The 24433-nt window shown below is 56.8% G+C and carries 20 protein-coding genes; 6 read left to right on the top strand and 14 right to left on the bottom strand.

From position 1 onward, the window contains the following. Positions 1–4: 4 nt before the first annotated feature. Positions 5–1708, bottom strand: a complete 1704-nt coding sequence (locus ENI00_RS06215) for a choice-of-anchor I family protein (protein WP_304100433.1) — start codon at positions 1706–1708, stop codon at positions 5–7. A gap of 114 nt (positions 1709–1822) precedes the next feature. Beyond that, positions 1823–2953 carry an aminotransferase class V-fold PLP-dependent enzyme gene (locus tag ENI00_RS06210; RefSeq protein ID WP_304100431.1) on the bottom strand — a complete coding sequence of 377 codons (1131 nt, stop codon included), beginning with the start codon at positions 2951–2953 and terminating at the stop codon, positions 1823–1825. Positions 2954–3331: 378 nt separating this feature from the next. Between ENI00_RS06210 and rnk the strand changes: the two genes are divergently transcribed. Both rnk and ENI00_RS06200 read left to right on the top strand, forming a co-directional pair. After that, positions 3332–3715 carry a nucleoside diphosphate kinase regulator gene (rnk, locus tag ENI00_RS06205; protein WP_304100428.1) on the top strand — a complete coding sequence of 128 codons (384 nt, stop codon included), beginning with the start codon at positions 3332–3334 and terminating at the stop codon, positions 3713–3715. 98 nt (positions 3716–3813) lie between these two features. Next, positions 3814–4476, top strand: a complete 663-nt coding sequence (locus tag ENI00_RS06200) for a hypothetical protein (RefSeq protein ID WP_304100425.1) — start codon at positions 3814–3816, stop codon at positions 4474–4476. 3 nt (positions 4477–4479) lie between these two features. On the opposite strand, the gene ENI00_RS06195 is transcribed toward ENI00_RS06200, so the two are convergent. Together ENI00_RS06195 and ENI00_RS06190 are read right to left on the bottom strand one after the other, a co-directional pair. Then, on the bottom strand, positions 4480–5103 hold the full coding sequence (locus ENI00_RS06195; RefSeq protein ID WP_304100422.1) for an L-threonylcarbamoyladenylate synthase: 624 nt from the start codon (positions 5101–5103) through the stop codon (positions 4480–4482). Beyond that, positions 5100–5471 carry a BolA family protein gene (locus tag ENI00_RS06190; RefSeq protein WP_304100420.1) on the bottom strand — a complete coding sequence of 124 codons (372 nt, stop codon included), beginning with the start codon at positions 5469–5471 and terminating at the stop codon, positions 5100–5102. The genes ENI00_RS06195 and ENI00_RS06190 overlap by 4 nt, the downstream gene beginning before the upstream one ends. Before the next feature lie 145 nt (positions 5472–5616). Here ENI00_RS06190 and ENI00_RS06185 point away from each other — a divergent pair, with 145 nt between their 5' ends. The 4 genes from ENI00_RS06185 (at position 5617) to ENI00_RS06170 (ending at position 12855) form a co-directional block, all read left to right on the top strand. Next, positions 5617–7779: a DNA topoisomerase III gene (locus tag ENI00_RS06185; RefSeq protein ID WP_304100417.1), complete on the top strand. Its 2163-nt coding sequence runs from the start codon at positions 5617–5619 to the stop codon at positions 7777–7779. A 116-nt stretch (positions 7780–7895) separates the two neighbouring features. Then, positions 7896–8609, top strand: a complete 714-nt coding sequence (locus ENI00_RS06180; protein ID WP_304100414.1) for a response regulator transcription factor — start codon at positions 7896–7898, stop codon at positions 8607–8609. Beyond that, positions 8602–10248, top strand: a complete 1647-nt coding sequence (locus ENI00_RS06175) for a FecR family protein (protein ID WP_304100411.1) — start codon at positions 8602–8604, stop codon at positions 10246–10248. The genes ENI00_RS06180 and ENI00_RS06175 overlap by 8 nt, the downstream gene beginning before the upstream one ends. A gap of 33 nt (positions 10249–10281) precedes the next feature. Next, complete coding sequence (locus ENI00_RS06170) at positions 10282–12855, top strand: CHASE2 domain-containing protein (protein ID WP_304100407.1); 2574 nt, start codon at positions 10282–10284, stop codon at positions 12853–12855. Here ENI00_RS06170 and ENI00_RS06165 read toward each other — a convergent pair. The 10 genes from ENI00_RS06165 to ENI00_RS06120 form a co-directional block, all read right to left on the bottom strand. Further along, positions 12845–13291 (bottom strand): fibronectin type III domain-containing protein, encoded by a 447-nt coding sequence (locus ENI00_RS06165; RefSeq protein WP_304100405.1) that lies wholly within the window; start codon positions 13289–13291, stop codon positions 12845–12847. The genes ENI00_RS06170 and ENI00_RS06165 overlap by 11 nt on opposite strands. A gap of 307 nt (positions 13292–13598) precedes the next feature. Continuing rightward, on the bottom strand, positions 13599–15047 hold the full coding sequence (gene nuoN, locus ENI00_RS06160) for an NADH-quinone oxidoreductase subunit NuoN (RefSeq protein ID WP_304100403.1): 1449 nt from the start codon (positions 15045–15047) through the stop codon (positions 13599–13601). Next, complete coding sequence (gene nuoM, locus ENI00_RS06155; RefSeq protein WP_304100400.1) at positions 15047–16618, bottom strand: NADH-quinone oxidoreductase subunit M; 1572 nt, start codon at positions 16616–16618, stop codon at positions 15047–15049. The genes nuoN and nuoM overlap by 1 nt, the downstream gene beginning before the upstream one ends. A 37-nt stretch (positions 16619–16655) precedes the next feature. Continuing rightward, on the bottom strand, positions 16656–18548 hold the full coding sequence (gene nuoL, locus ENI00_RS06150) for an NADH-quinone oxidoreductase subunit L (protein WP_304100585.1): 1893 nt from the start codon (positions 18546–18548) through the stop codon (positions 16656–16658). Then, complete coding sequence (gene nuoK, locus ENI00_RS06145) at positions 18548–18856, bottom strand: NADH-quinone oxidoreductase subunit NuoK (protein ID WP_304100398.1); 309 nt, start codon at positions 18854–18856, stop codon at positions 18548–18550. Before nuoK ends, nuoL begins: the two co-directional genes overlap by 1 nt. Next, positions 18853–19389 (bottom strand): NADH-quinone oxidoreductase subunit J, encoded by a 537-nt coding sequence (gene nuoJ / locus ENI00_RS06140; protein ID WP_304100396.1) that lies wholly within the window; start codon positions 19387–19389, stop codon positions 18853–18855. Before nuoJ ends, nuoK begins: the two co-directional genes overlap by 4 nt. A gap of 31 nt (positions 19390–19420) precedes the next feature. Further along, the gene (gene nuoI / locus ENI00_RS06135) at positions 19421–19960 is read right to left on the bottom strand and encodes an NADH-quinone oxidoreductase subunit NuoI (protein ID WP_304100393.1); all 540 of its coding nucleotides are present in this window, start codon (positions 19958–19960) and stop codon (positions 19421–19423) included. A 37-nt stretch (positions 19961–19997) separates the two neighbouring features. Beyond that, positions 19998–21005 carry an NADH-quinone oxidoreductase subunit NuoH gene (nuoH, locus tag ENI00_RS06130; protein ID WP_304100391.1) on the bottom strand — a complete coding sequence of 336 codons (1008 nt, stop codon included), beginning with the start codon at positions 21003–21005 and terminating at the stop codon, positions 19998–20000. Beyond that, positions 21002–23797 (bottom strand): NADH-quinone oxidoreductase subunit NuoG, encoded by a 2796-nt coding sequence (gene nuoG, locus ENI00_RS06125; RefSeq protein ID WP_304100388.1) that lies wholly within the window; start codon positions 23795–23797, stop codon positions 21002–21004. The genes nuoH and nuoG overlap by 4 nt, the downstream gene beginning before the upstream one ends. Continuing rightward, a partial coding sequence (locus tag ENI00_RS06120; protein ID WP_304100386.1) for an NADH-ubiquinone oxidoreductase-F iron-sulfur binding region domain-containing protein occupies positions 23797–24433 on the bottom strand: 637 nt, incomplete at its 5' end. The genes ENI00_RS06120 and nuoG, both read right to left, overlap by 1 nt.

Genomic DNA, 24433 nt, shown 5'->3' with positions numbered 1-24433 from the left:
GAGATTACGGTTTAGAAACAACCACCTCAATGCCGTAAAGAGTCGTGGTGCCACTCACTTCATTACCCACTACCAGCACAGGTTTGCCGTTAGGGCTGTCCTCTGCCGGGATAAACGCCATTCCTTCCGGCCCCAGATCCCCCGCCATTCCATTTTCCAGATCGGCTTGTGATACCGAAAAATTCCGGTTGTTGAGATATTGCACAAACTCCGGCTTCCGGGGATCCGTCACGTTGTACACCATGATGCCGCCGGCGCGCTCAAGGCCAATGAAGGCAAATGTCTGGTCGCCAATCTGCCCTGTGGTGATGGCTTCCGGCTCCGGACCTTTGTCGTCGGAACGGTTATCAAAGGAATTTTCGTCGTTGTTTCCGTTGAAGTTGTCCGGAATCCGATTAGCGGTTATGCGCTCGAACTCGCTGCCGCTGTCGAAAACCTGGGTGCCGTCCGCCGACCAGATCGAGAAGGAGCGTGCACCGTAGGCGTATAGCTTCTCGTAAACGCAGGTCGTCTCCACGTACGCGGTGTCGTACTTACCACCGATGAGAGCCACGTTTGCAGGATTGCTCGGGTCGCACGAGCTTCCGTAGCCAAGGGTAGATGTGACGTTCAGGCGCCCGAGGTTGGCGTCTTTTTGAAGCTCAGCGGCGTTCGGGAACGCAGTTGCATCCAGAGTCAGATCGGCAACTCGGAATTCCTCGCTGAAACCGTCGTAATCTCGTGAGTCGCCTTCGTTGGCGGTAACATAATAGGTCTCGCTGTTATAGCCGTAGCTGGCGATAGAGTCCGGGCTGTAAATGCCAAGCACCGGCCAGTTGCGGACGTTAATTCCGTCGTCTTTGTTGCTGGCATCCAGTTCATTGCCGGGAATGCTGTGGTCTTTGAACCCGAGTGGCAGGATGGCGGTAATTTCACCTGCGGCAATGTCCAGTTCGGCCACCGCGTTGTTCTCCTGAAGCGTGATCCAGGCGGTTTTGTTGTCCAGGGATACGGCGATGTATTCCGGCTCCAGGTCCTGAGCCAGGGTAGACCCCGGCCCGAACACTCGCACGCCCTTCGCCATCAAGTCTGCCCGCTGGGCGTTAAACGTTGTGAAGTCTGCAGTGGTTACCGTCGCTGCGCCAGCACCACTGGAAAGATCGATGATGCTGACGGAGCCTTCCGGGTCGTTCCCGTAGTCACCACTGGGTTCGCCTTCGTTGGCGACCAGCAAGGCCTTGCCGTCACGAGTAAAGGTGACCATATCTGGCAGCGCCCCAACGGTCACCTCTCCTACCTTGTTCAGATCGGTGGTGTTGTAGAACACGACTTTTCCGTTGTCCTGTTTCACCGTCGCTTCAATAGCCACGGCGACAAGGGCGCCGTATACCGCAACGCTGTTAGCCGATGCGCCTTCTGCACTGGCATCGATGGTGCCAAGCTTGGTTGGCATTTTCGGATCGTTGATATCCAGCACGTCTACGCTCGAATCGTTAGCGTTAATCACGAACACGCGCTGATTGATCGCGTCATGGGCAACGATTTCTGCAGCGCTCTGGTCGAACGCGCCGCTGGCATAGGTGCCCAATACACTCAGCTCAATCAGCTTATTGCTGTTACCGGCTGCGCCGTCGGTAGCCGTAGTGCTGTCGCCGTTGTTTTTGCAGCCTGCCAGCGCGATGATTGAGCCCGTGATAGCCAAAGCAAGAAGAGATTTTCGAAAGTCCATAGCCGCCTCAGAGTGTCCGATGTGATTGTATTTTCAACACACCTTAAAGCGGCACTATGACGATTCGGAGTCAATCCCAAGACAATTTGACATCGAGCTGAGAGACGCATTACTTCAACCCTGAATAGCCTCCAAAGCCACCCGCAGATTCTTCACCGTTCGATCCACGTTATTCAGCTTCTCAAGACCAAACAACCCGATCCGGAACGTTCGAAAGCCCTCTGGCTCGTCGCACATCAGTGGCACGCCAGCGGCGGCTTGCACGCCCTGCTCGCGGAAGAGGCTGGTGTTGTGAATGTTTATGTTGTCGGTGTGCAGAACCACCACGCTGGATGACTCAAAACCAGGCGCCGCAACGCTGTTGAAGCCGGCGCTGTAAAACAGCTCGCGCACCTGTTTGCCAAGCTCCGTTTGGCGCTGGTAGAGCAATTCCGGGCCGGTTTTCAGAGTCTCAAGCATGGCGTCACGCAGTATCACCAAGGTGTCTGTAGGCATGGTTGCGTGATAGCCATGACTGCCAGACTCGTAGGTTTGCATTATCTGGGACCATTTACGCAAATCAGCCGCAAAACTGCTGCTGGTGGTTTCTTCCATGCGGGCAACGGCCCGTTCGCTCAATGTAATCAGCGCGGCACACGGCGAGGCGCTCCAGCCTTTCTGGGGCGCTGTGATCAGAACGTCCACGCCGCAGGCTTTGGTATCAACCCACAGGGCGCCAGAGGCTACGCAATCCAGCACAAACAGCCCGTTGACGTCTTTTACCGCGTCACCAATGGTTTTCAGGTAGGCGTCTGGCAATACAATGCCGGCAGCGGTTTCAACGTGGGGAACGAATACAACGGCGGGCTTTTCTGCCCTGATGCGTTCTGCCACTGTCTCGGCGGGAACTGGCGCATAGGCCGCCTGGGGCGTTTCGTCCAAAGCCTTGGCCTTGAGCACGGTTATCTTGTCGGTAATTCGGCCGGCTTCCAGTATCTGCGACCAGCGATAGCTGAACCAACCGTTGCGAACCACCAGACAATGTTCATCATTGGCAAACTGGCGAGCAACGGCTTCCATGCCAAAACTACCACCACCGGGAACAATCACGGCGCCTTTGGCGTTGTATACTTGCCGCAGTGTGGAGGAGATATCCCGCATTACCTGCTGGAAGGGTGCTGACATATGGTTTAGCGAACGGTCGTTGAAAACGACCGAATATTCCAGCAACCCGTCGGGATCAACAGAAGGAAATAATTTGGACATGGTACGAAATTCCTTGCCTGGGGCGGGCTGTGAGTGAAATGTCTAGGGTGTCAGTCTAACAAATTTGGCGTTATACGCTTTATTTCTTACGTTTTCCGCTGGTTCGCTTGTGGAACCCGGCAAAAGCTTATAAATTGACCGAAGTGGCCATATTGCTGCTTCTCCTTTATTTATTCAGAAACGACGCATCAGGTGAGCCTGTGAGAACACTTTTCTCAGAGTCCGTTCCTTTTTATCAATACAGTGCCCGCCAACAAGCAGGTACTGCTGGTGTGTTGTCTGCCTTTCTCGTTTCTCGCTGAATCCGCTTTTAAAACGCCGGATTCGGCGCCTAAATCCTGAAATTCCAAATTATTTATTTATGCCTTGGAGGTTAGTATGGCTGATATGCCGGCAATACTGGTTGCTGAAGAAGATTTTAATCGGTTAACAACCCTGATCGAAAAACAGAAAGATTCCGATATTGCAGACGGTCTGGACGATGAGTTGAGCCGCGCCACACTTTTGCCACTCGCGGAAATGCCCGAACACGTGGTAACGATGAATTCGAGTGTCCGCTTCAAGAATGAAGATAGCGGCCAGGAACAGGAACTGACCCTGGTGTATCCACACGAAATGGGCACCGGAGAAGGTAAAATCTCAATTCTTGCACCCGCAGGGTCTGCACTGCTCGGGCTTTCGGTGGGCGAATCCATCGAGTGGCCAATTCGTGGTCGTAACAATATCCATCTCAAAATCATTAACGTTACCCGAAACGTCTGATCAGCCGTCTCTATCCTGATGGCCCGGAATATGCTTATTAACTTGTTAACAAGCATATTCTGGCACGCGCGCCGCGAGCCAATGGAGGATAAAACGATATGTCACTGCTGACATCTCTGATTCAGGCCAGCACCCGCTTCCAGCAAACTCTGGAGAACCGGCCCGCCACGGGGGCAGAAGACCAGAAGGCCAAAGGTGCCGGCAGCGTGGAAGCAACGCCTCCCGCAAGCCCCGGCGATGACCGCTTCACGTCGTCGGGAGGCTCGGCGAGTGATGCCGGCCGCCTGAAATCGCAGACGTTGCCGCTGGCAGATTACAAGCAAACTGTAGGGCAGGATCTTGCCTTTATAAGAGAAACGCTGCGGCACAAACTTGCCGAGTACAACCTGAACCCGGCCACAGCAATAAGCGTCAGTAAAAGTGATGCCGGTAAAATTGAGGTGGGCGGCACGCTGGCAGACGACACCCGCACGCGCATCGAGAATGATCTGAACGTCAATAAAAACTTTGCAGACGCCTTCAGTCGGCTGAGCGTCAACGAGCCAACGCTGGACTTCATGGATAACGCCCTGAAGCTCAACCAGGCCTATGGCGTTAACAATTCACTGCTGGACACACTGATCAGTGAAAACCAACAGTTCAACGGCCTGCAGGATCTCGTGCATCGCTACGATACCCTGCGCCGCTCAGCGCCTACCGATCCGTTTGAAGCTGCGGCAAATCGGGGCGCTTACGCCTTCAACCTGAACACCCGGGCGTGAACATCAAACATCAAACGGAGCCGGGTCGCCCTTTCCAACGCGGGTAACAGAGGGTACGGCCCCTGTGAAGTCCACCACCGTGGTGGGTTCCGTGCCGCAGAAGCCGCCGTCGATAATCAGATCCAGGTCGTGCCCCAGAATCTCCCGAATCTTCTCTGGATCGGTCATAGGATCCGTCTCACCCGGCAATATCAGCGTGCTGCTCATAATAGGCTCGCCCAACTCACCCAACAAAGCCTGAACAATCGCATTATCCGGCACCCGAACACCGATAGAACGCCGTTTCGGGTGCAGCAATCGCCGTGGCACCTCGCCGGTTGCATCCAGAATGAACGTATAGGGGCCTGGCGTGAACGTTTTTAAAAGCCGGTACTGAGTGTTATCAACCTTCGCATAAACCCCGATATCAGAGAGATCACGACACACCAACGTGAAGTTATGCTTGTCATCCAGCCTTCGGATTCGCTTGATGCGATCCTGTGCCTGCTTTTCCCCCAAGTGACAACCAATGGCATAACCCGAGTCTGTCGGGTAAACCGCGACACCACCGCGGCGAAGAATCTCAACCGCCTGATTGATCAATCGCTTTTGCGGGTTCTCGGGATGAATCTGAAAAAACTGACTCATGAATGCCCTCCACTGTGACCTTGAACGCCTGACGCCGCTGGCTGCGGATCGGCTTTGGACCCACCCAGACAATTGGGCGACGCCGGCACCACCTGTCCAGACGCCTCCCACTCGTCAGGAGCGTATAGATGCAACGCCAGCGCGTGCACCCCGCCTACCCTTTCCAACTCTTCCGCAAGCAGCTTGTAAATAGCCTGATGCCGCTTCACTTTCATCTGTCCGGCAAACGCCGGTGACACCATGGTCACCTTGAAGTGCGTTTCGGAATTTGGCGGCACACTGTGCTTGTGGCTTTCGTTTTCCACCTGAAGAACCTTGGCGTCAAACGCTTCGTTCAGTTTGGCTTCAATCGTGTTCTGAATTTTCATGGCTTATAAACTCCCACATCCGCGTTAACTATGACAAACAGTCTACTACAGAAGACACGAGCTACCCGAACCTTGACACCCAACTACCAAACCGCCACATTCCCATCCCGTCCCAAGCCAACCCACACAAAACCATACCGGAACCATGCTCCTCTACATCGCCGAAAAACCCAGTCTCGGCAGAGCAATTGCCGCCGCCCTCCCTGGCCCCTATCAAAAAGGCCAAGGCTGGATCCGCTGCGGCGAGGGTAATGAAGCCGCCACCGTAAGCTGGTGCATTGGCCACCTGCTGGAACCCGCAGAACCCGCCAGCTACAACCCGGCCTGGAAAGCCTGGTCCCAGCAAGATCTTCCGATGTTTCCGGATAAATGGCAGGTAACCCCTAAAGACAGCGTACGCCAGCAACTCAACGCTTTGGAATCGTTGATCAGACAGGCGACAACGATTGTTCACGCCGGCGATCCAGACAGAGAAGGCCAACTGCTGGTTGATGAAGTAATACGGTATTTCGGAAGCGAAGCCCCCGTAAAGCGAATACTCATCAACGACCTGACCCCGGCGGCGGTCGCCAAAGCCATTCAGCAACCCAGGGACAACCTGGAGTTTCGCAGGCTGTCGCATTCGGCGCTCGCCCGACAGCGGGCTGACTGGCTTTATGGCATCAACCTCACCCGCTTTTATACCTTGCATTATCAGCAGCAAGGGCAAAAGGGTGTGTATTCGGTTGGGCGCGTTCAAACCCCGGTGCTGGGGCTGGTGGTGGAGCGCGACAACACCATAGGAAACTTCGATCCCAAGCCCTACTTCCGTATCGAAGCCCGCTTCAAGGCGCAGGAAGAAGAGGCAGATCAGCAGTCGTTCATCGCCCGCTGGCTTCCGGACGAACAGTTTCAGGAACATCTGGACGAAGAGAACCGCTTGCTGGATCGCGCAACAGCCGATCAGATTGCGGCCAGCATTCATAGCCGGCCCGGCTCGGTTGCAGGCTCCCGCTTTCGTGACCGGCCCGAAGCGCCGCCTTTACCCTTGTCGCTTTCAGCCTTGCAGATAGAAGCTGGCCGACTGTTCCGCATGGGGGCAAAAGATGTGCTGGATACCGCCCAGAATCTGTACGAGCGGCACCAGCTCATTACCTACCCTCGCTCTGACTGTCGGTACCTGCCCGAGGGGCATTATGCGCAGCGCGAACAGGTCACCGGGGCTATTGGTCGTGTTTCTTCCGAACTGGCCGAAGCTTGCGCCAACGCTGATTTCAGCCGCAAAACGTCGGCCTGGAACGACAAGAAAGTGGATGCCCACCACGCCATCATCCCGACCAGTCGCACGGCGCCTAATGGCAAACTCAGCGAAGCCGAACAGAAAATTTACGGCCTGGTCAGTCGCTATTATCTGATGCAGTTTTCAGCAGACGCCATCCATCGTGAAGGCCGGCTTACCGTGCAGGTAGGCGCACACCGATTTCGCGCCACAGAAACCGCCGTGCTCGAGCCTGGCTGGAAAGCCCTTGAGCTAAAATTGCGGGACAGCAAAAAGGAGGCAGACAAGCCCCCGTTGCCGCACCTGGATACGGGTGAGCCCGTGTTCTGCGAAGAGGCCACCGTAAAGGAGCGCAAAACCCAGCCGCCCCAGCACTTCACCGATGCCACGTTGCTATCGGCAATGACCAACATTGCCCGTTTTGTAATCGACCCAGAGCTGCGAAAAACCCTTCGGGAGACAGACGGCCTTGGCACTGAAGCCACCCGTGCAAACATCATCGATACCCTGTTCAAACGGGACTACCTGTTCCGCGACAGCCGTTACATTCGCGCTACCGACAAAGGTAAAGCACTGATCAGCGCGCTCCCGGAATCTGTTAGCAAACCAGACAGAACCGCGGTTTGGGAGGCAACCCTGGAAGGTATTCGCAGGGGTGAGGACGATCCCCGGGAATTCCTCAAAACCCTGAAAGCGGAAATCCGTCGCTTTATCGGCCCTGCCGCTGATGTGCCTGACTCCGAGCCGAAAATAGACGCGCCCAACTGCCCGAAATGCCGCTCTCCGATGACGGAGAGAGATGGCAAGTTTGGTCGCTTTTTCGCCTGCATTCGTTACCCCGACTGCCGCGGAACACGCCCGCTTGAGGATGCCTCGCCGCAAGACGGCACCGGACAAAAGCCCATCCCCTGCCCCCACTGCTTTTCACCGCTGGTGAGACGAAAAGGTAAAAAAGGCTGGTTCTGGGGCTGCAGTAATTTCCCAGCCTGCCGACAAACACTGGATGACGATGACGGAAAGCCTTCCATTCGTTTACGCAAATCTACATAACGACACTGAATGCTCTGCGGCAATTTGTGATAATCATCTGATATGAAAGAACATCCTATATCGCACACCGCGACACAGACTCGCAACACAACACCCAAGACTCCAGGAGAGGCGCAATGCGCATCGCTCTGCTTGAAGATCAACACGAACAGGCGCAGCACATACAGTCCATTCTGACTGAGCGTGGCCATCACTGCGATAGCTTTCCAACGGGCCAGAGTTTTCTCAGCGCTGCATTGCACCGCAGTTACGACCTGATGATTCTTGATTGGCAGATTCCTGACATGACCGGCATTGACGTGCTCAAAAGCGTAAGGGCTCAGATCAACTGGCCAATTCCCGTGGTGTTTCTTACCCAGCGCGACAGCGAATCCGATATTGTTCATGCCCTGGACGCAGGCGCGGACGACTTTCTCGCGAAGCCTGCTCGAGCTGCGGAACTGGTAGCTCGCATTAACGCCTTGGCCCGCCGCGCCAATCCGGACAATGAAAAAGAAGTGCTTAAATACGGTCCTTTTGACATCAATACCCAGCACAGAACCGTGTCGCTCCACGGTGAAGCGCTTACATTGACCGACAAAGACTTTGATCTGACCCTGTTCCTATTTCAAAACCAGGGCCGCCTGCTTACCCGCGAGGTGCTTCTTGAAAGAGTGTGGGGGCTGGCAAAGGACATAAACACCCGAACCGTAGACACTCACATGAGCCGGCTAAGACGTCGCTTGGGTTTGAATCCGGAAAACGGGTTCCGCATCAAAACAATCTACCAGCGCGGCTATCGTCTCGAAGCCATGAAAGCCGATATGGAAGCGCAAACGCCGCATGACTGAACACCGCATGCCTGCTTTTATCAACGCAGTCCTTTTGCTGGCTCTTTTGGCGCTGGGCACGCCAGTGTGTGCTGATCTGCCTATAACCCGGGGGTCTGCGCCAACATTAACAAGCGTCGCCAGCAACGCCGCACCCGAGTGGATTTACACGCTGACACCGGGTGAGAGCTTTCCGGAAGTCGCCAACGATCTTCTGCTAAAAAGCTACAGCTCGAGCCAACTGCTTCAATACAACGCCATTGAAAATCACGCGACTCTGGGAGAGGGTGATCGTATTCGTATCCCTCTATCCTGGCTGAAGAGACAACCCAACCCTGCACGGGCTGCCTCTGTCTCTGGCAATGTTCAACTGATATCCGGTATTGACGGCCGAAAAAGGCCTCTGACCAACGGCACGCTAATACGCGTGAGCGATGAGGTGTTCTCCAGCGCGGGTGCTGCGACCATTGTACTGGCTGACGGCTCGGAAGTTCGTCTCTCACCGAATTCACGGCTCATATTCAACCGTCTGACTCAGTACGGTAAAACCGGCATGGTGGATACGCGCCTCAGGCTCAACCGCGGAGAAGTCCACACCCGGGTCAAACCCGTTATTGAGGGCGGCGCACGCTTTGAAATTGAAACGCCGTCTGCGGTTGCCGCCGTTCGCGGTACGGCATTCTCATTGCAAACCGGGCAGGAGGGCACCCGTTTACAGGTGACCGAAGGCGTGGTTGATTTCGGCGCACCCAACCAGACTCAGCGGATTCCCGCCGGTTACAGCGCAACGGTTGCCAGCAATAGCAGCGGCGGCAACAACAAATTGAGCATTCACAGAATGCCGCCGGCACCGGACATCAGCCCGCTTCCTCCGATACTCACCCGGCTCCCCGCAGAGATGACCTGGCAACAAAGCGCTGCAACTGACTATCGCCTGGACATCTTCGAAACAGACAGCGGACGCTGGGTTGAAAGCCGCGAAGTCAAAGGAAGCCGCTTCGACATCAGTCGTCTGGATAACGGCAAGTATGAAATTCATCTGGCGGCGCTTGATCCGCAAGGTACCGCAGGCATGCCAGGCATATTACCGATAGAAGTGAACCTTAAGGCCCGCACAGCCAGCTTGCTGACGCCGGAAAACGACGGCAGCGTAAATGACGACATGCCGGAGTTTCGCTGGACTCTCAACGGTGAAAACGAAGTAGCCCGAGTTGAAATTGCAGAAGACGACGCCTTCGGGAATCTGGTTGCGACCAGCGAGTGGGCACCGGAAACAACGGCTTTGCCTTCACGCCCCCTGAGCCCTGGCCAGTATTACTGGCGCGTTGTGACGGAAGCGGGTGGCAACTCGGTGGCAACAACACAGCCCCGTAAACTGATCGTAAACGGAACGCTGCCGCCGGTGCGCATTATCAGCATTAATTATGTCGACAGCCAGGTTCGTGTGTTCTGGCAGAAGGTTGATACGGCCGCCAATTATCGAATGCAGCTTGCGGAAGAACCGGGTTTCAACAACATTATCAAAGAAGCCACGTTGCCAGATACCACAGCGGCCTTGCGTCTTATTCCCGGAAGGCGGTATTTTGTTCGCTTGAAAGCGCTTTCTGACGGCCCGTTACAAAGCCGCTGGGGACCAGGGAGGGAGTTGTACCTGGAATAACATCGTTAACGACAAACACCTACAGCAGGACTCATGACCCGGGATTGGCTGCCAATAAAAACGACTCCATGGACCCTCGGCTTGGCATTCCTGTTGATATTTCTGCTAGCAGAAGCGACGGCCCTGCCACAACGGATTGATTACTGGCTTCTTGATTCTGCCATGCTTGCCAGCCCCGCCGCCCCGTCACCGAACGTCGTGATCGTCGCTATTGACGATCTCAGCCTGTCTCAGCAGGGTCGTTGGCCTTGGCCGCGGAAAACCCATGCTGCCCTGGTTGAAAAGCTCCACAAAGCGGGGGCCGAAACCATTGTATTTGACGTGCTGTTCACCGAACCGTCTCGGGATGATGCCGGGCTGAAGCGCGCCATGGAGGCTCACGGCAAGGTTATTCTGCCGGTGCACCTGTCGCCCCCAAGTTCGCACTTGTTGCTGAGTGAGCAGTTCCCCACTAGTGACCTGATCACGGCGGCTGCCGGCCTTGGCCATGTGCACGTCGAACTCGATCACGATGGTATTGCCAGAGGGCTCTATCTCTTTAACGGCATGGCGCGTCAGCTTTGGCCTGCGCTTGGACTCGCAGCCTCGGGGGTCAAACCCAGGCAACACGACCCGCACGATTTGCCCTCCTTTGTAAACGTGCGCGACCACTATCGTATCGTTCCGTTTGTGGGCGGTGCCGGCACACTGCCCACGTATTCCTACAGCGACGTACTGAACACCCCGCCAGCACCGGACGTGTTTGGTGGCAAAACCGTTTTCGTTGGTGCGACTGCTGCGGGATTGGGGGACAGTGTACCAACGCCCTTTTCCGGCTTGAGCCGGCCGATGTCCGGCGTGGAGTTCCACGCCAACACCTTTTCAGCGAACCAGCAGGGGCGCCTGATCAAACCGGCGCCTGAGTGGGCCGGTATCGTGCTGGCGATCGTCACACTGGCCGCATTGGCGGTTCTGCTGCCTCGCATGCGCCCTGCCCGCACGTTAACGGCCTGCGTAACCACCAGCGCCGCTATCCTTGGCGTGTGTATTGTGTTGCTAACCGCATTCCAGGTTTGGCTGCCCATCGCCCACGCTTTGATCATTCCACTTATTGCGTTCCCGATCGCCAGCGGTTTGCGCCTGGCTATGACCAATCAGTTCCTCAATCGACAACTGGACGTACTGGTTCGCAGCCCGCGAGTGGCACTGCCAGATACGTCAAAACGGCCGCTAACACAGCTTCTCGAGCACTTTCAGGCGCTCTTCCAACCGCAGGGCTGGCTGCTGATGGAGAACGAGAACATCCTTTCCGCCCAGAATATGGAACTGGCCGACGTTCCGGATTACCTGGAGCCAGGGCACTGGCGAAATGACGGAAACCAAAGCTGGATTCAGTTGATCCGGGGTAAGAGCCGCTACACGCTGGGCCTGACGCTGCCCAACGATCTGAGCAGAGACGCCATTCAACGCTATTTGCAGCGGCTAAAACTCTCAAGCTCAGGCAAGACAACAAGAATGTTCAGGCCCAGTGAAAATATTTCGGCGCGTATTGAGCGCGTCAAAGTGGCCACTGACCGGCTGAACCAAACTCAGGAGTTTATCCGCCGCAGCTTTGAGCGCATGCCAGATGGCATCATCGTAACCGATGAATTAGGCATCATACGCTTTGCAAACGGTCACATAGAAGAGTGGTTCAAGGAACCCATGCCCAGCCTGGCGGGGCTTCCTTTGACACGACTCCTGGCGGGCCACGACCCCCGTGAAACCCCACCCTGGCATGAAACCGTATCGGAAACGCTCACGCTGCTGCAGAGCCGAACGGTGGATCTGCAACTCCGGGACAAAGACTTTCTCATTCATTTCGCGCCCTTTGCTCTTCCAGACCGAGGGCAACACGGCATCATTGCCAACATTTCTGATATTTCCGAACTGCGGGCACAGCAACGTCAGCACCGAGAAGCCATTGACTTCATTTCTCACGATGTCCGCTCGCCGCTTGTGTCGCAATTGGCACTGATCGAACAGTTAAAGCGCGACCCTACGCATATCGATAAAAACCAGCTGGAACAGCTGGGGCGGCTTGCAAGGCGAAGCTATCATTTGGCCGAGGAGTTTGTTCAGTTGGCCCGGGCCGAGCAACTGACGGAAACCCGCTTTTATGAGTGCGAGTTTTTGGCCATTGTTGAAAACGCCCGCGACAGCGTGAGCGAGCAGGCACTGGAAAAACGCATTTCATTGCAACTGCAAGGTACCGAAGATCTATGGCTGAAAGGCAACGCAGAGCTGCTTGAGCGGGCGGTCATTAACCTGTTAACCAACGCTGTGCAATACAGCCCTGGAGGCTCAGCGGTGAGCCTCCAGGTATTTCGTGCCGGGCATCAGGCGTGCCTGACCATCGCGGACGAAGGTACTGGCATAGATGCAGACGAACTGCCCCACCTGTTTGACCGTTACCGTCGGCAGAAAAGCAGTGAGATGTCCGGCATTCACGGGGCCGGACTGGGGCTTTCGTTTGTGAAAACCGTCGTGGAAAAACACCGGGGTGAAATCTCTGTTGTCTCCAGCCCCGGAGAAGGCTCCTCTTTCACACTTAAACTTCCAATTGCAGATCCGATGATCAGGATCTGATTTGTTTGTCAACAACGGCGGAGGGCGCACTCACCAAACCGTTGTTGTCCCGAACCAGGATCGTAAAGTACCAGGTTCCGCTGCCCAGCCCACTCACCTTGTGCGTCATGTGAGCATCCACTTGCGCATCCGAGATCACAATCTCCCGGTCCAGATTATCGGCGTCCTGGCCGTAGCGAATGATGTACTCATCCAGCTCCGCCATTTTGATCCCCTCACCATTTACCCGGCTTTCGGGTGCGTTCCAACTCAGGATCGCGGACCTTTCTGTTCCCGGAAGAGCCGGTCTGCTGACCACGCCCGCGGTGCCCGGGCTATAAAGCCCGGAACTTGTACTGGTATCGGCGGAATCAGAATCTCCTCCACACCCTGTGAGCAGGATCCCCAACGAAAACGCGGCTATCCATGCCTGTGACATTTTAATGACGCGTTTCATATAATATTTACACCAATATATCGTCTAAGTTTCGAAATTGTACAAAACGCAGAGGATTATCGATGTGATGCTTGTCGTTTATTTGGTTAAAAAACCGTCAATATTTCGTCAGTAGATGGAGATGAAACCCAGATTTTCTCAGAAGTTACTGATTGCTCGGAATTCTCCCCGTTCAACGATTACCGGGGAGAGTCATAGGAGGGGGTAAAGAAAAGCAGATGGTATTCGGGGCAGTACTCGAAGTAGCCATTGGGAATCTGGAACCTGTCCCAACCAAGACCCGCTAAAAACGGGTTCGCATGTGTGGTTACGGCAGACGAATTGTGACGTCTCCAAGAGCTCGGGCAAGCTCAATCATGGGTGTTGGATAGACCCCTAACAGGATCACCAAACCCGCTATCGCCAGCACTACCAACCCGCCGGCCCGCAAACCCCAATCATCGGACACGTCGCGACGTCGCATACCCGGTTGTGGCAAGAACAAGGTGATTGTAACTCTCAGGTAGTAGTAAAGCCCGATAGCACTCCCAATGAGGATACCGCCCACCAGCCACCAGCGATGGGCTTCGACGCCCAGGGCGATGACATAGAATTTGCCGATGAAGCCTACGGTCGCCGGTATACCGGCCAATGAAAGCATGGATACCGTAAGCACAGCGGTCAGGTAAGGTCGCCGCCAGAACAGACCTCGATAGTAGTGCAGCGCCGATGCGTCTTCGCCACCGGTCGTGCCGGATATCAAAACAACCACACCAAACGCTGCCAGAGTGCTCAGTATGTAGGTAATGAGATAAACACCGCCGGTTTCCGCCGCAAGGCCGTCCGCGACCACAAGCACGATCAGAAGATAGCCAAAGTGCGCAATAGATGAATAGCCGAGTATGCGCTTGAGGTTGGACTGCGTCAGCGCCAGCAGATTGCCCACCAGCATACTGGCCAGAGCCAGGCCGGTGAGCACCATGCGCAACCATTCTCCTTGCAAGACAGGCGTCGACAGCATCAAACGCATCATTAACGCAAAGACCGCTACCTTGCTGGCAGTGGCGAGAAAAGTGGCCGCCGGCCCCGGGCCACCTTCGTAAACATCCGGCGTCCAAAGATGAAAAGGCACGACTGAAAGCTTGAAACCCAACCCCACGAGCATCAGGCCGATGCCGGTCAGGCCCCATACGCCTGCGTTCTGATCCAGGCTCGCCATCAGAATATCGATCCGCAACTCCCCCGTTTGGGCGTAAAGCAAGGCCATGCCGAACAACAAAAAGGCGCTGGCGGCGGCAGAGAGAACCAGGTATTTGATCCCCGCTTCCAGGGAGCGCTTCTCATGGAACGCATAGGCGAGCATTCCGTAAAGCGGCATGGACAAGAGCTCCAGGCCGGTAAATAAACTGGCAAGATGCCGACTTGCCGCCAGCACCAGACCCCCTGCGGCTGCGCACAGGAGTAAAATATAGAACTCTTCACGGGCGCCGTGAAAAGACTCAAGGTAAACGTGAGCCAGAATCGCGCACGCGAGGGTCGACGCCAGAATCAACAACCCGGCCAATAGCGCAAGCCCATCAAAGTCGAGCAGTGGCGTGTGCACGGGAATGACCCGCCACGCAAATGCCTGAGCAATCAAGGCCAGCGCCAAACCTAATACGCTGACCGCTACCGTGACGGTGTGATCGCGGCGCCAGGCGATGCCAAGCATCACCGTGATCGCCGTCGCGGCCACCAGAATCATGGGCAGATAAGCGATAGCAGCAGCAAAAGGCATCAGCGGGTCTCCGACATCAGCGTGATGGGCATTCCGGGCCCGTTAGGCGCTTCCCGCAAGGCGGTTCCCGAAGGCTCGAACACCTGTTGCACTTCGCTCATTGAAGCCTCGGTTGTATCAAGCAGCGGTTGGGGATAAATACCAAGCCATATCAACAGCACAACGATGCTGAGCATCATGGCAAATTCGCGGGCATCCAACCCCTTCAACGGCGTTTTGCTTTGTGGCGGACCATAGTGCACCCGTTGCATCAGGATAAGAGAGTAGATAGCAGCCAGCACCAGACCAACGCTGGCCAGCACTACCACCCAGGGTGCCGCGGGAAAAGTGCCGAACAGCACCATGAATTCACCGATAAAGTTGGCTGTGACCGGTATACCCAGCGACGCGGCAATAAAAAACAGCCAGAATCCCGGCAAAGTGCCAAGCCGCCCCCATAAACCGCCCATCTTGTTCATCTCCCGGGTTCGCAGGCGCTCGTATAGCTGCCCGCTGAGAATAAAGAGTCCCGCGGCGGAAAAGGCGTGAGCCAGCATCAGGACGATCACACCCTGCAAAGCCAACAGAGAACCGGAATAAATGCCAATCAGCACGAACCCCATGTGGGCGACACTGGTGTACGCCACGAAGCGCTTAACGTTCTGTTGCCCGCAGGCGAGCACCGCACCGTAGTAAATGCCGAGCAGCCCAAGCCCCATAGCAATGGGCGCAAATGCCTGGGAGGCCTCGGGAAACAGCGGCAAGGCGAAACGCAGCATACCGTAGGCGGCAGTTTTGAGCAGTATTCCAGCCAGATCAACGCTGCCGGCGGTGGGTGCCTGCGCATGGGCATCTGGCAGCCAACCGTGCAATGGCACCACAGGCAGCTTGACCGCAAAGGCAATGAAGAAGCCCAACATCAACCACGTGGCAAGTGTGGGCGACAACGTGGTCTCCAGCAGCACCTGATAGCTGAACGAATACTCTCCGGTGTTGGCGTGATGAGCGAACACCAATCCAAGGATGGAGACCAGCATCAAAAGCCCACTGGCCTGGGTATAGATGAAGAATTTGATCGCCGCACCGATGCGCGTCTGGCCCTTCGAGCCACTATGACCCCAAAGAGAAATCAGGAAATACATCGGCACCAACATCAGTTCCCAGAAGAAGAAGAACAGGAACAAGTCGATGGCCAGAAACACCCCGACAACGCCAGTGAGAATCCACAGTAAGTTAAGATGGAAAAAACCGATCCGGCGAACAATTTCGTTCCACGAACACAACACCGCCAACACGCCGAGAAAGCTGGTCAGGGCGATCAACACAAGCGACAGACCGTCCATGGCGAGGTGAAAATCAATGCCAAAACGTTCAATCCAGGGCACTCGGAATTCCAACGCCCACTGGGTGGTCGAGCCGTCCAGCGCCGGCAGGTGAAAATCGTAATGTGTCCACAACCAAAGCGAGATAAACAGCTCGATAAGCATGGTGGCAAGCGCGATCCAGCGCGTCGGCTTATCACCTAATCGTTCTGTCTGCCAACACAGGAGCCCCCCGATGAAGGGGATCACGATTAACCACACCAGTATCATAAGCGTTGCATCTCCTTATCGGGGTTGTTCACAATCCCTAGAACGTTAGCGCCAGGCTCAATAGAATCAGCGCTGCACCAACCACCATGGTGGCCGCATAGCCGCGTAACTTGCCTGTCTGGGTTCGGGAAAGCCCTAGATGCGCAACGCGCAAAACCTGGGCAACCAAACGGAAGAAAGCGTCGAAAAGATCGCCCTTCAGCAAGCGCACCAAGCCGCGATAGGGCCGTACCAACAGCCAGTCAAAAATAATATCGAAGCCCCAGGCGTTGTGCCACAACGTCCACAATCCCGCACCTATGCCCTGGCGCGTGATACGCCCAAGCCACTGGCGCCTGAACGCCAGCAGCCAGACCCCAAAACCAACGCCAATCAACGCTGTGGCAGACGCCATCAGCTCAAGTGCTGTATGCCCTGCTTCCACGCCTTCGCCTGGGCCGGCAGGCAGTACCCCGCTGAGCGGCGGTGTAATCCAGGCGCCGAGCAATGTGGATAGCAGCGCCAGGATGATCAGCGGCAACCCGTGGGCCAGGCCACGCCCGGCCTTGGCTTGGCGCGCACCGTCGCTTTTCATCTCACCGTGGAAAATGCCAATAATTAGCCGCGTGGTGTAGAGCGACGTCAGGAAAGCGCCCACCAATCCGGCGATCAGCAGGCCTTGGCGATCTGCCGCCAGTGCCTGCCAGAGAATCTCATCCTTGCTGTAGAAACCTGCGGTCACAAGCGGCAAAGCCACCAACGCCGCACCGCCAACAATAAAGCCCATATACGCCAGCGGCAGCTTGCGCCACAAACCGCCCAGGCGATTTATGTCCTGTTCGTGATGACAACTGATGATGACCGCGCCGGCAGAGAGGAACAGCAGTGCTTTAAAGAAAGCATGGATCATCAGATGGAACACAGCCGCGTCGAAAGCGCCAACGCCCAGCGCCAAAAACATGTAGCCGATCTGGCTCATGGTAGAGAAGGCGAGCACTCGTTTGATGTCGGTCTGGGCCAAGGCAGCAAAACCGGCCACCAGCAACGTAACGGCACCGATCAGACCGGTCAGGTACAGCGCGTCAGGCGCCAGCTCAAACACCCCGTGCATACGCGCAATCAGATAGACCCCGGCGGTCACCATGGTCGCGGCATGAATCAGGGCAGACACAGGCGTGGGGCCAGCCATGGCGTCTGCAAGCCAGGTATGCAGCGGCAATTGCGCAGACTTGCCCAGTGCTCCACCCAATAATAACAGGGCTGCTAACTCGACCGTCGAATCGCCGGCTTGCCATACTTGCGGCGCCAGAGAAAGAATCTCGGCAATGTTCAGGGTACCGAGCCTGGCAAACAGCAAAAACATGCCGATGGCCAGGAACACATCGCCAATACGGGTAATGATAAAGGCCTTGAAACCCGCCCAGCCGTTGGCGCTGTTCTGGTAGTAGTAACCGATCAGCAGGTAGCTGCACATGCCGACCCCTTCCCAGCCCAGAAAGAGCAGTAGGAGATTATCACCCAGCACCAGCAGCACCATGCTGAACACGAACAGGTTCATGTAGGCGTAGAAGCGCGTAACGCCCTCATCACCGCGCATGTACCAGGCGGCGAACAGATGAATCAGAAAACCCACACCGGTGATGATACTGAGCATGGTCAACGAGAGCCCATCCAGAGCCAATCCGACACTGGGCTGAAATTCCCCTACGGACATCCAGGTCCAGAGCGTAACGATCTGCGGGTCAGCCTGGGTTGGGCTATTGTGAAAGCCCAGCGCCAGCAACGCCGTAACCAGCGCGGCCAGCCCTATGCTGCCAACGCCCACAAACGTCACTGCACCGTGGCTAAACTTACCTCGGGAAAACGCCAGAATGATTGTTCCGGCCAACGGCAACAGGAACGTCAGCGGAAGCAAAAACCCGGTTGAAGGGAGTAAGGTCATGAGTTCCATCATCCGCGCATCCTGCTGACCGCATCAATATCCAGAGACTTGAAGCGCTGATGCAGCTGAATCAACAGTGCCAGGCCCACGCTGGCCTCGGCCGCCGCCAAGGTAATGACCAGCAGAAACATAACCTGACCTTCCGGCTGCTGCCAGGCTGAGCCTGCAACGATAAAGGCAAGACCGGCAGCGTTGAGCATGATCTCAAGGCTCATCAGCACGAAGATCATGTTGCGCCTGAACATAAGCCCCGCCAGCCCTAACGCAAACAGAATGGCCGCCAGCACCAGGCCGTGCTCCATGGGCACACCGTTCATGGCGCCTCCTTGTGTGTTGCGGAATCTGACCCGGATCGTATCTGGCGCAGGCGCCCTACGTGAGAGGCGGTGACCAGCGCTGCCAGCAATAGCAAACCGCTTAGCTCCACCACCAACACCCAGGGGCCAAATAGAACGATGCCAACCTGCTTGGCACTCAGCACATCCCCATGAATCATCATGCCTGCGTCGCCGCGCCACAGCGTATCAATCAGAGTCAGAAGCAAAACAACGGCAAGCAGCGATGGCCCAAGCCACGTGCGCGGCTGCAGCCAGAGACGTTCCTGAGCCACCGTCTCCTGGCCCAGGTTCAGCATCATTACCACAAATACGAACAGCACCATGATCGCCCCGGCGTAAACGATAATCTCGAGCGCCCCGGCAAAAGGCGCACCCAGGGCAAAAAACACCATGGCCACGGCCAGCAGTGATACCACCAGATACAGCACCGCGTGCACCGGGTTGGTATTGCTGATAACGCCGAACGTTGCCAGCACCGCGACCAGACCGCTCAGGTAAAATGCGTATTCCATGTTGCTTTCCTCTCTTTTTCTTCCTTGCCTTTCAGGGAAGCAGCGTGGTGACATTGATAGGCTCTTCCTCGACAACACCCTCACCCTTGCCTTTGCCAGCGATGCCCAAGCCTGCAACCTTATAGAAGTTGTAGTTGTGGTCCTTGCCGGGACCGTTGATCAGCAAGTCTTCCTTCTCGTATACCAGTTCCTGGCGATTGAATTCGCCCATCTCGAAATCTGGCGTTAGCTGGATCGCCGAGGTTGGGCAGGCCTCCTCACACATGCCGCAAAAGATACAACGCGAAAAGTTGATACGGAAAAATTCCGGGTACCAGCGGCCATCTTCTTTTTCGCCCTTCTGCAGGGAGATGCAGGCTACCGGACAGGCCACCGCGCACAGGTTACAGGCCACGCAGCGCTCTTCACCGTCGGGATCCCGCGTCAGCACGATGCGCCCGCGATAGCGCGGCGACAGATAAACCTCTTCTTCGGGGTAGTTAAGGGTTTCGCGCTTGCGAAAGCCGTGCATGAAAACCATGCCCAGTGTGCGCAATTGCGACCAGGTACCTTTTAAAAGCCCCTTGTACATGGCAGTTGCTCCTCGTTGATGATCCGTTTGAATGCGCTCAACCCGGCGCAGCCAGCAGTATCGCCGCGCCGGTTACCAGCAGGTTGATCAGCGTCAGCGGCAGGCAAACCACCCAACCGAAAGTCATCACCCGGTCGTAACGCGGTCGGGGCAGCGAGGCCCGCACCAGAATGAACAGCCCCAAAAAAACACTGGTCTTGAGCACAAACCAGACAAAAGGTGGCAGCAGCGGCCCATTCCAGCCACCGAAGAACAGTGTCACCACCAACGCCGAAATCAGCAGCATACCCACGTACTCGCCAATGAAAAACATGCCGAATTTCATGGAGGAGTATTCAATATGATAGCCGTCTGCAAGCTCTTGCTCAGCTTCCGGCTGATCAAAGGGGTGCCGGTGCACCACCGCGAAGCCCGCAATAAGAAAGTTACAAAAGCCCAGAAATTGGGGCACGATGTACCACATACCCTGCTGGGCGTTGACGATCTCACGCAGATTGAAGGATCCGGCCATGGCAACAACCCCCATCAGCGACAGGCCCATGAACACTTCGTAGGAAATGGTTTGAGCCGACGAGCGCATGGCGCCGATCAGCGCGTACTTGTTAGCGCTGGCCCAGCCCCCCAGCAGCACGGAATACACGTTGATTCCGCCCATGGCAAGGAAGAACAGCAGGCCGATATTCCAGTTCGCCACGCCCCAGCCCGGCGTAATGGGGATAATCATGAACGACAGCAACAGCGACGCCATGGCAATGGCCGGCGCCAGCACGAAGATCGTCTTATCGGCGAAGGGCGGTATCCAGTCTTCCTTGAAGAAAATCTTGATCATGTCGGCCATCACTTGCATGGAGCCAAAGGGCCCGACCCGGTTGGGGCCGTAGCGATCCTGCCACCAGCCCAGCAAACGTCGTTCCACCACCGTAAGAATTGCCCCTGCCAGCACCGCCACAAGCAAAATCGCCAGCGCCTGTAACATGGCTACGGCGACATCTATGACCATTGGCGTTAACCAGTCCGGGCGCAGGCTCTCGATCGTCCAGCTCATTGGCGAACCTCCTCATGGCCAGGCGCCGCGCCGGATACGTCGAAACGAGCCCAGTCGCCGCTGCGGAAGTCGCTGGAAACTCCTGCAGGGAGACTCACCAACCCACTCGGCAGGCCCTGATCACAACGCAGCGGCAGGGTCAGGCGCGCTGAGTCTGTCTCCAGCGTCAGCGCAGCGCCTTGTTCAAACCCCAGCCGAGCTGCATCCTCGCGGGACAACCCAATACTGGGTGTTTGACTCGGCACGTTCGCGCGTTCTTCAATAGGCGTCGCACGGGCGGAGGTTTCCTCACCCCCAAACAGTCTCGGCAACACCAGTAGCTGCCAGCTGTCCTGGCGCGGCTCGAAAGCTGCCGGAACATCATTGGCATAGTCATAGCCGCCGGGGCGTGGGGCAACCAGGCGAAAGCCAGGGTCGCCGGCACGCAGATGCCCGCCTACTTCATCGGTAAACTTGTTCCACGCCTGATGCGAGTTCCAGCCCGGGGCCCAGGCGAACGGAACTTCTTTACGAGGCTGATCAAAACCGCTGTAGCCTTCCATTGAAAAGGTGAAAGGCGTGTCCGGGTCTTGAGGCGTGCGTGGTTCGCTTACCGCGATGTTGGCGCGCATCGACGTTCGCCCGCTGGAACGGTGCGGTGCCCGGGCTAACTTGACGCCCTCAACCCGGAAATCCGCTTCCCGGGAGGCGGCAGACATGCCTGCCAGTGCCGGATAATCCCGAACGCAGGCCTCTGTGGCCTCGTCCAGAGTGATGGTGCTGTTCTCGTGGCGAACCAGGCTGGCGCGCAAGGCGTGCAGCCAGCGCCAACTTTCGTGAATGCGACACTCCGGGCGCAGATGACTCGGGTCGAAAACCTGGAAGAACCGCTGGGCGCGACCTTCCAGATTGACCAGAGTGCCGTCTGCCTCCGTAAAACTCGCCGCCGACAGGCCGAGCTTGGCTCGCTGCCAGGTTCGGGTGCGCTGGTGATCCAGAACCACCAGAGTGGTGGCAGCGTCCAACGCTGCATCAACACGCGCATCCGGAATCCGGGTGTACAAATCGTTTTCCATGACCACCAGAGCGTCCGCGCGGCCTTCAACAACCTCATCCAGAGCCCACTCCAGCGGTTGGCCGCCCAGAATGGCAAGGCCGGTGCTGTTGGCTTCCCGGCGTATTAACATAAAGCCAGCGCGCTTGGTGCGACGCGACAATGCCCGGGCAATGCTGCCCGCAGCGTCAAGTACCTGGGTAGATTCCAACGAGCCGCCGGCGATCACCAGCGGCCTGTTGGCTGCCATCAACTGTTCGGCCACCGTCTGCGCCGAAGCGGCCAGAGCCGCATCAAGCCCCGCTACCGCGGGTGCGTTACTGTCAATAATATGCGCAATGGCGAATCCCAGGCGGGCGATGTCTGCCGGAGCCAGTTGCCAATTGTCGGCGCTGATTTCGTCAAGTTCGGTAGCCTCGGGATAGGCGATGTACACCGGGTGCCGGCTGTCCTGGGCCAACGTTTTAACGGCTTCGGCGTTCCACGTCGGGATGCCCCGCTCTTCCGCCAGCGCGTCGCGCATGGCGAGCGCCGCCTGACGTACCGCTAACGCTACCCGCGCGGCACTGTGCATCAGGTCTTCGCCCAGCACCAACACGGCGTCGTGGGTTTCCACCTCCCGCAGCGTGGGAATCGGCAGGCCGCAGGTGCTTTCCAGTTCGGCCATACGCTCAAGGCACGCCTGCTCTGCGGCAGCAATACCGGTAGAGAAATTGTCCCGGCCCACGAGCTGTATCAATTGATGATTGCTTTCAAGACTTGCTCGTGGCGAGCCAATACCAATGACTCGCCGGGCGTTGCGCAACAAATCAGCGCCGCGATCCAGCGCCGGGTCCACTTCCAGAATAACGATCTCATCCGCCTCATCGGTGCGCTCGTTACGACCGCTATGCCTTTGCTCGCTGCGCCATTCTGGCTGGCGCGGCCGGTCGGTGCGATTGACGTAGCCGTAGCCGAAGCGCCCGCGATCGCACAGGAAATAGCGGTTAACATCACCGTTATAGCGATTCTCAATGCGGCGAATCTCGCCGTAGCGTTCTCCCGGGCTGATATTGCAGCCCACCGCGCACTGATGACAAACGCTGGGCGCGAACTGCATATCCCACTTGCGAACATAGCGATCAGAGTGCGTCTGATCTGTGAACACGCCGGTGGGGCACACTTCGGTCAGGTTGCCAGAGAACGGGCTCTCCAGAACGCCTTCCTGGTGGCGCCCGAAATACAGGTTGTTGCTGGAGCCGAAAACGCCAAGATCTGTGCCACCGGCGTAGTCGTTATAGAAACGCACGCAGCGATAACAGTTGATACAACGGTTCATCTCGTGAGCGATGAAGGGGCCCAGGTACTGATTGCGATGGGTGCGCTTGCGAAAGTCATATCGGCGCCGGTCGTGGCCGGTCATCACCGTCATATCCTGCAGATGGCAGTGACCGCCCTCTTCGCACACCGGACAGTCGTGGGGATGATAGGTCATCAACCACTCCACCACGCCTGCCCGAAACGTTTTGGCTTCCTCGTCGGCGATCGAAATCCAGCTGTTGTCCGTTGAAGGGGTCATGCACGACATCACCAGCTTGCCCTCGGTGTCGTCTTTGTCTTTGTATTGCTTGACCGCGCATTGACGACAGGCTCCGATGCTGTCCATCGCCGGATGCCAGCAAAAATAGGGAATGTCGAGCCCCAACGACAAACAGGCGTGCAGCAGGTTATCTGCCCCGCTCACCTCGTATGCCTTGCCGTCCACGTGGATCGTCGCCATCAGTTCACCCCTTCAAGCTGCGCTTGCGCAACGCCGGCTTCAAACTCGGCCCGGAAGTGGCGGATTGCCGATTCCAGCGGCATCATTGCCCCCGGCGCATGGGCGCAGAAGGTACGTGGCGAGTTCAGTCCTACGGTATGCTGCTCGAGGATCTCGACGTATCCTGGCTTACCCTCACCTCGCTCCAGGGCCTGGAGGATCTTCGCGGTCCAGGGCAGGCCATCGCGGCAGGGTGTGCACCAACCGCAAGACTCCCGAGCAAAAAACTGTTCAAGATTGCGCAGCAGGGCCACGATGCTCTGGCGTTCGCTGACAACGGCCATCAACCCAGTGCCCAGGCGACTGCCGTGTTTGCCAATGGCATCAAAATCCACGGGTAACTCCAGGTGCTCCGGCAGCAAGAAACCGGTACTGCCGCCACCGGGCAACCAGGCCTTAAGAGTGTGGCCCTGGCGCATGCCGCCAGCGCGCTCGAGAATTTCCCGACCGCTGGTACCAATAGGCAACTCCCAGAGCCCGGGGCGTTCAACCAATCCGGATACCCCGTAAAGCTTGGTGCCGCCATCTGTACTGAGCCCGCCAGACAGCCCCTGATACCAGTCTGCACCGTGCTGCATCTGTCTCTTATACACATCT

This window comes from Marinobacter antarcticus (genome assembly GCF_011049865.1).
GTDB lineage: Bacteria > Pseudomonadota > Gammaproteobacteria > Pseudomonadales > Oleiphilaceae > Marinobacter > Marinobacter antarcticus_A.
This window is presented reverse-complemented; position numbering and strand designations above follow the sequence as displayed.

Bases quoted from the DNA above. Each gene is read 5' to 3' on its own strand.
- rnk (WP_304100428.1), top strand. From the start codon at position 3,332: ATGGCTGATATGCCGGCAATACTGGTTGCTGAAGAAGATTTTAATCGG.
- nuoI (WP_304100393.1), bottom strand. From the start codon at position 19,960: ATGTACAAGGGGCTTTTAAAAGGTACCTGGTCGCAATTGCGCACACTG.
- ENI00_RS06185 (WP_304100417.1), top strand. From the start codon at position 5,617: ATGCTCCTCTACATCGCCGAAAAACCCAGTCTCGGCAGAGCAATTGCC.
- ENI00_RS06165 (WP_304100405.1), bottom strand. From the start codon at position 13,291: ATGAAACGCGTCATTAAAATGTCACAGGCATGGATAGCCGCGTTTTCG.
- nuoK (WP_304100398.1), bottom strand. From the start codon at position 18,856: ATGAACGGTGTGCCCATGGAGCACGGCCTGGTGCTGGCGGCCATTCTG.
- nuoM (WP_304100400.1), bottom strand. From the start codon at position 16,618: ATGATACTGGTGTGGTTAATCGTGATCCCCTTCATCGGGGGGCTCCTG.
- ENI00_RS06195 (WP_304100422.1), bottom strand. From the start codon at position 5,103: ATGAGTCAGTTTTTTCAGATTCATCCCGAGAACCCGCAAAAGCGATTG.
- ENI00_RS06190 (WP_304100420.1), bottom strand. From the start codon at position 5,471: ATGAAAATTCAGAACACGATTGAAGCCAAACTGAACGAAGCGTTTGAC.
- ENI00_RS06215 (WP_304100433.1), bottom strand. From the start codon at position 1,708: ATGGACTTTCGAAAATCTCTTCTTGCTTTGGCTATCACGGGCTCAATC.
- nuoN (WP_304100403.1), bottom strand. From the start codon at position 15,047: ATGCCTTTTGCTGCTGCTATCGCTTATCTGCCCATGATTCTGGTGGCC.
- ENI00_RS06180 (WP_304100414.1), top strand. From the start codon at position 7,896: ATGCGCATCGCTCTGCTTGAAGATCAACACGAACAGGCGCAGCACATA.
- nuoL (WP_304100585.1), bottom strand. From the start codon at position 18,548: ATGGAACTCATGACCTTACTCCCTTCAACCGGGTTTTTGCTTCCGCTG.
- ENI00_RS06175 (WP_304100411.1), top strand. From the start codon at position 8,602: ATGACTGAACACCGCATGCCTGCTTTTATCAACGCAGTCCTTTTGCTG.
- nuoG (WP_304100388.1), bottom strand. From the start codon at position 23,797: ATGGCGACGATCCACGTGGACGGCAAGGCATACGAGGTGAGCGGGGCA.
- ENI00_RS06200 (WP_304100425.1), top strand. From the start codon at position 3,814: ATGTCACTGCTGACATCTCTGATTCAGGCCAGCACCCGCTTCCAGCAA.
- nuoJ (WP_304100396.1), bottom strand. From the start codon at position 19,389: ATGGAATACGCATTTTACCTGAGCGGTCTGGTCGCGGTGCTGGCAACG.
- ENI00_RS06210 (WP_304100431.1), bottom strand. From the start codon at position 2,953: ATGTCCAAATTATTTCCTTCTGTTGATCCCGACGGGTTGCTGGAATAT.
- ENI00_RS06170 (WP_304100407.1), top strand. From the start codon at position 10,282: ATGACCCGGGATTGGCTGCCAATAAAAACGACTCCATGGACCCTCGGC.
- nuoH (WP_304100391.1), bottom strand. From the start codon at position 21,005: ATGAGCTGGACGATCGAGAGCCTGCGCCCGGACTGGTTAACGCCAATG.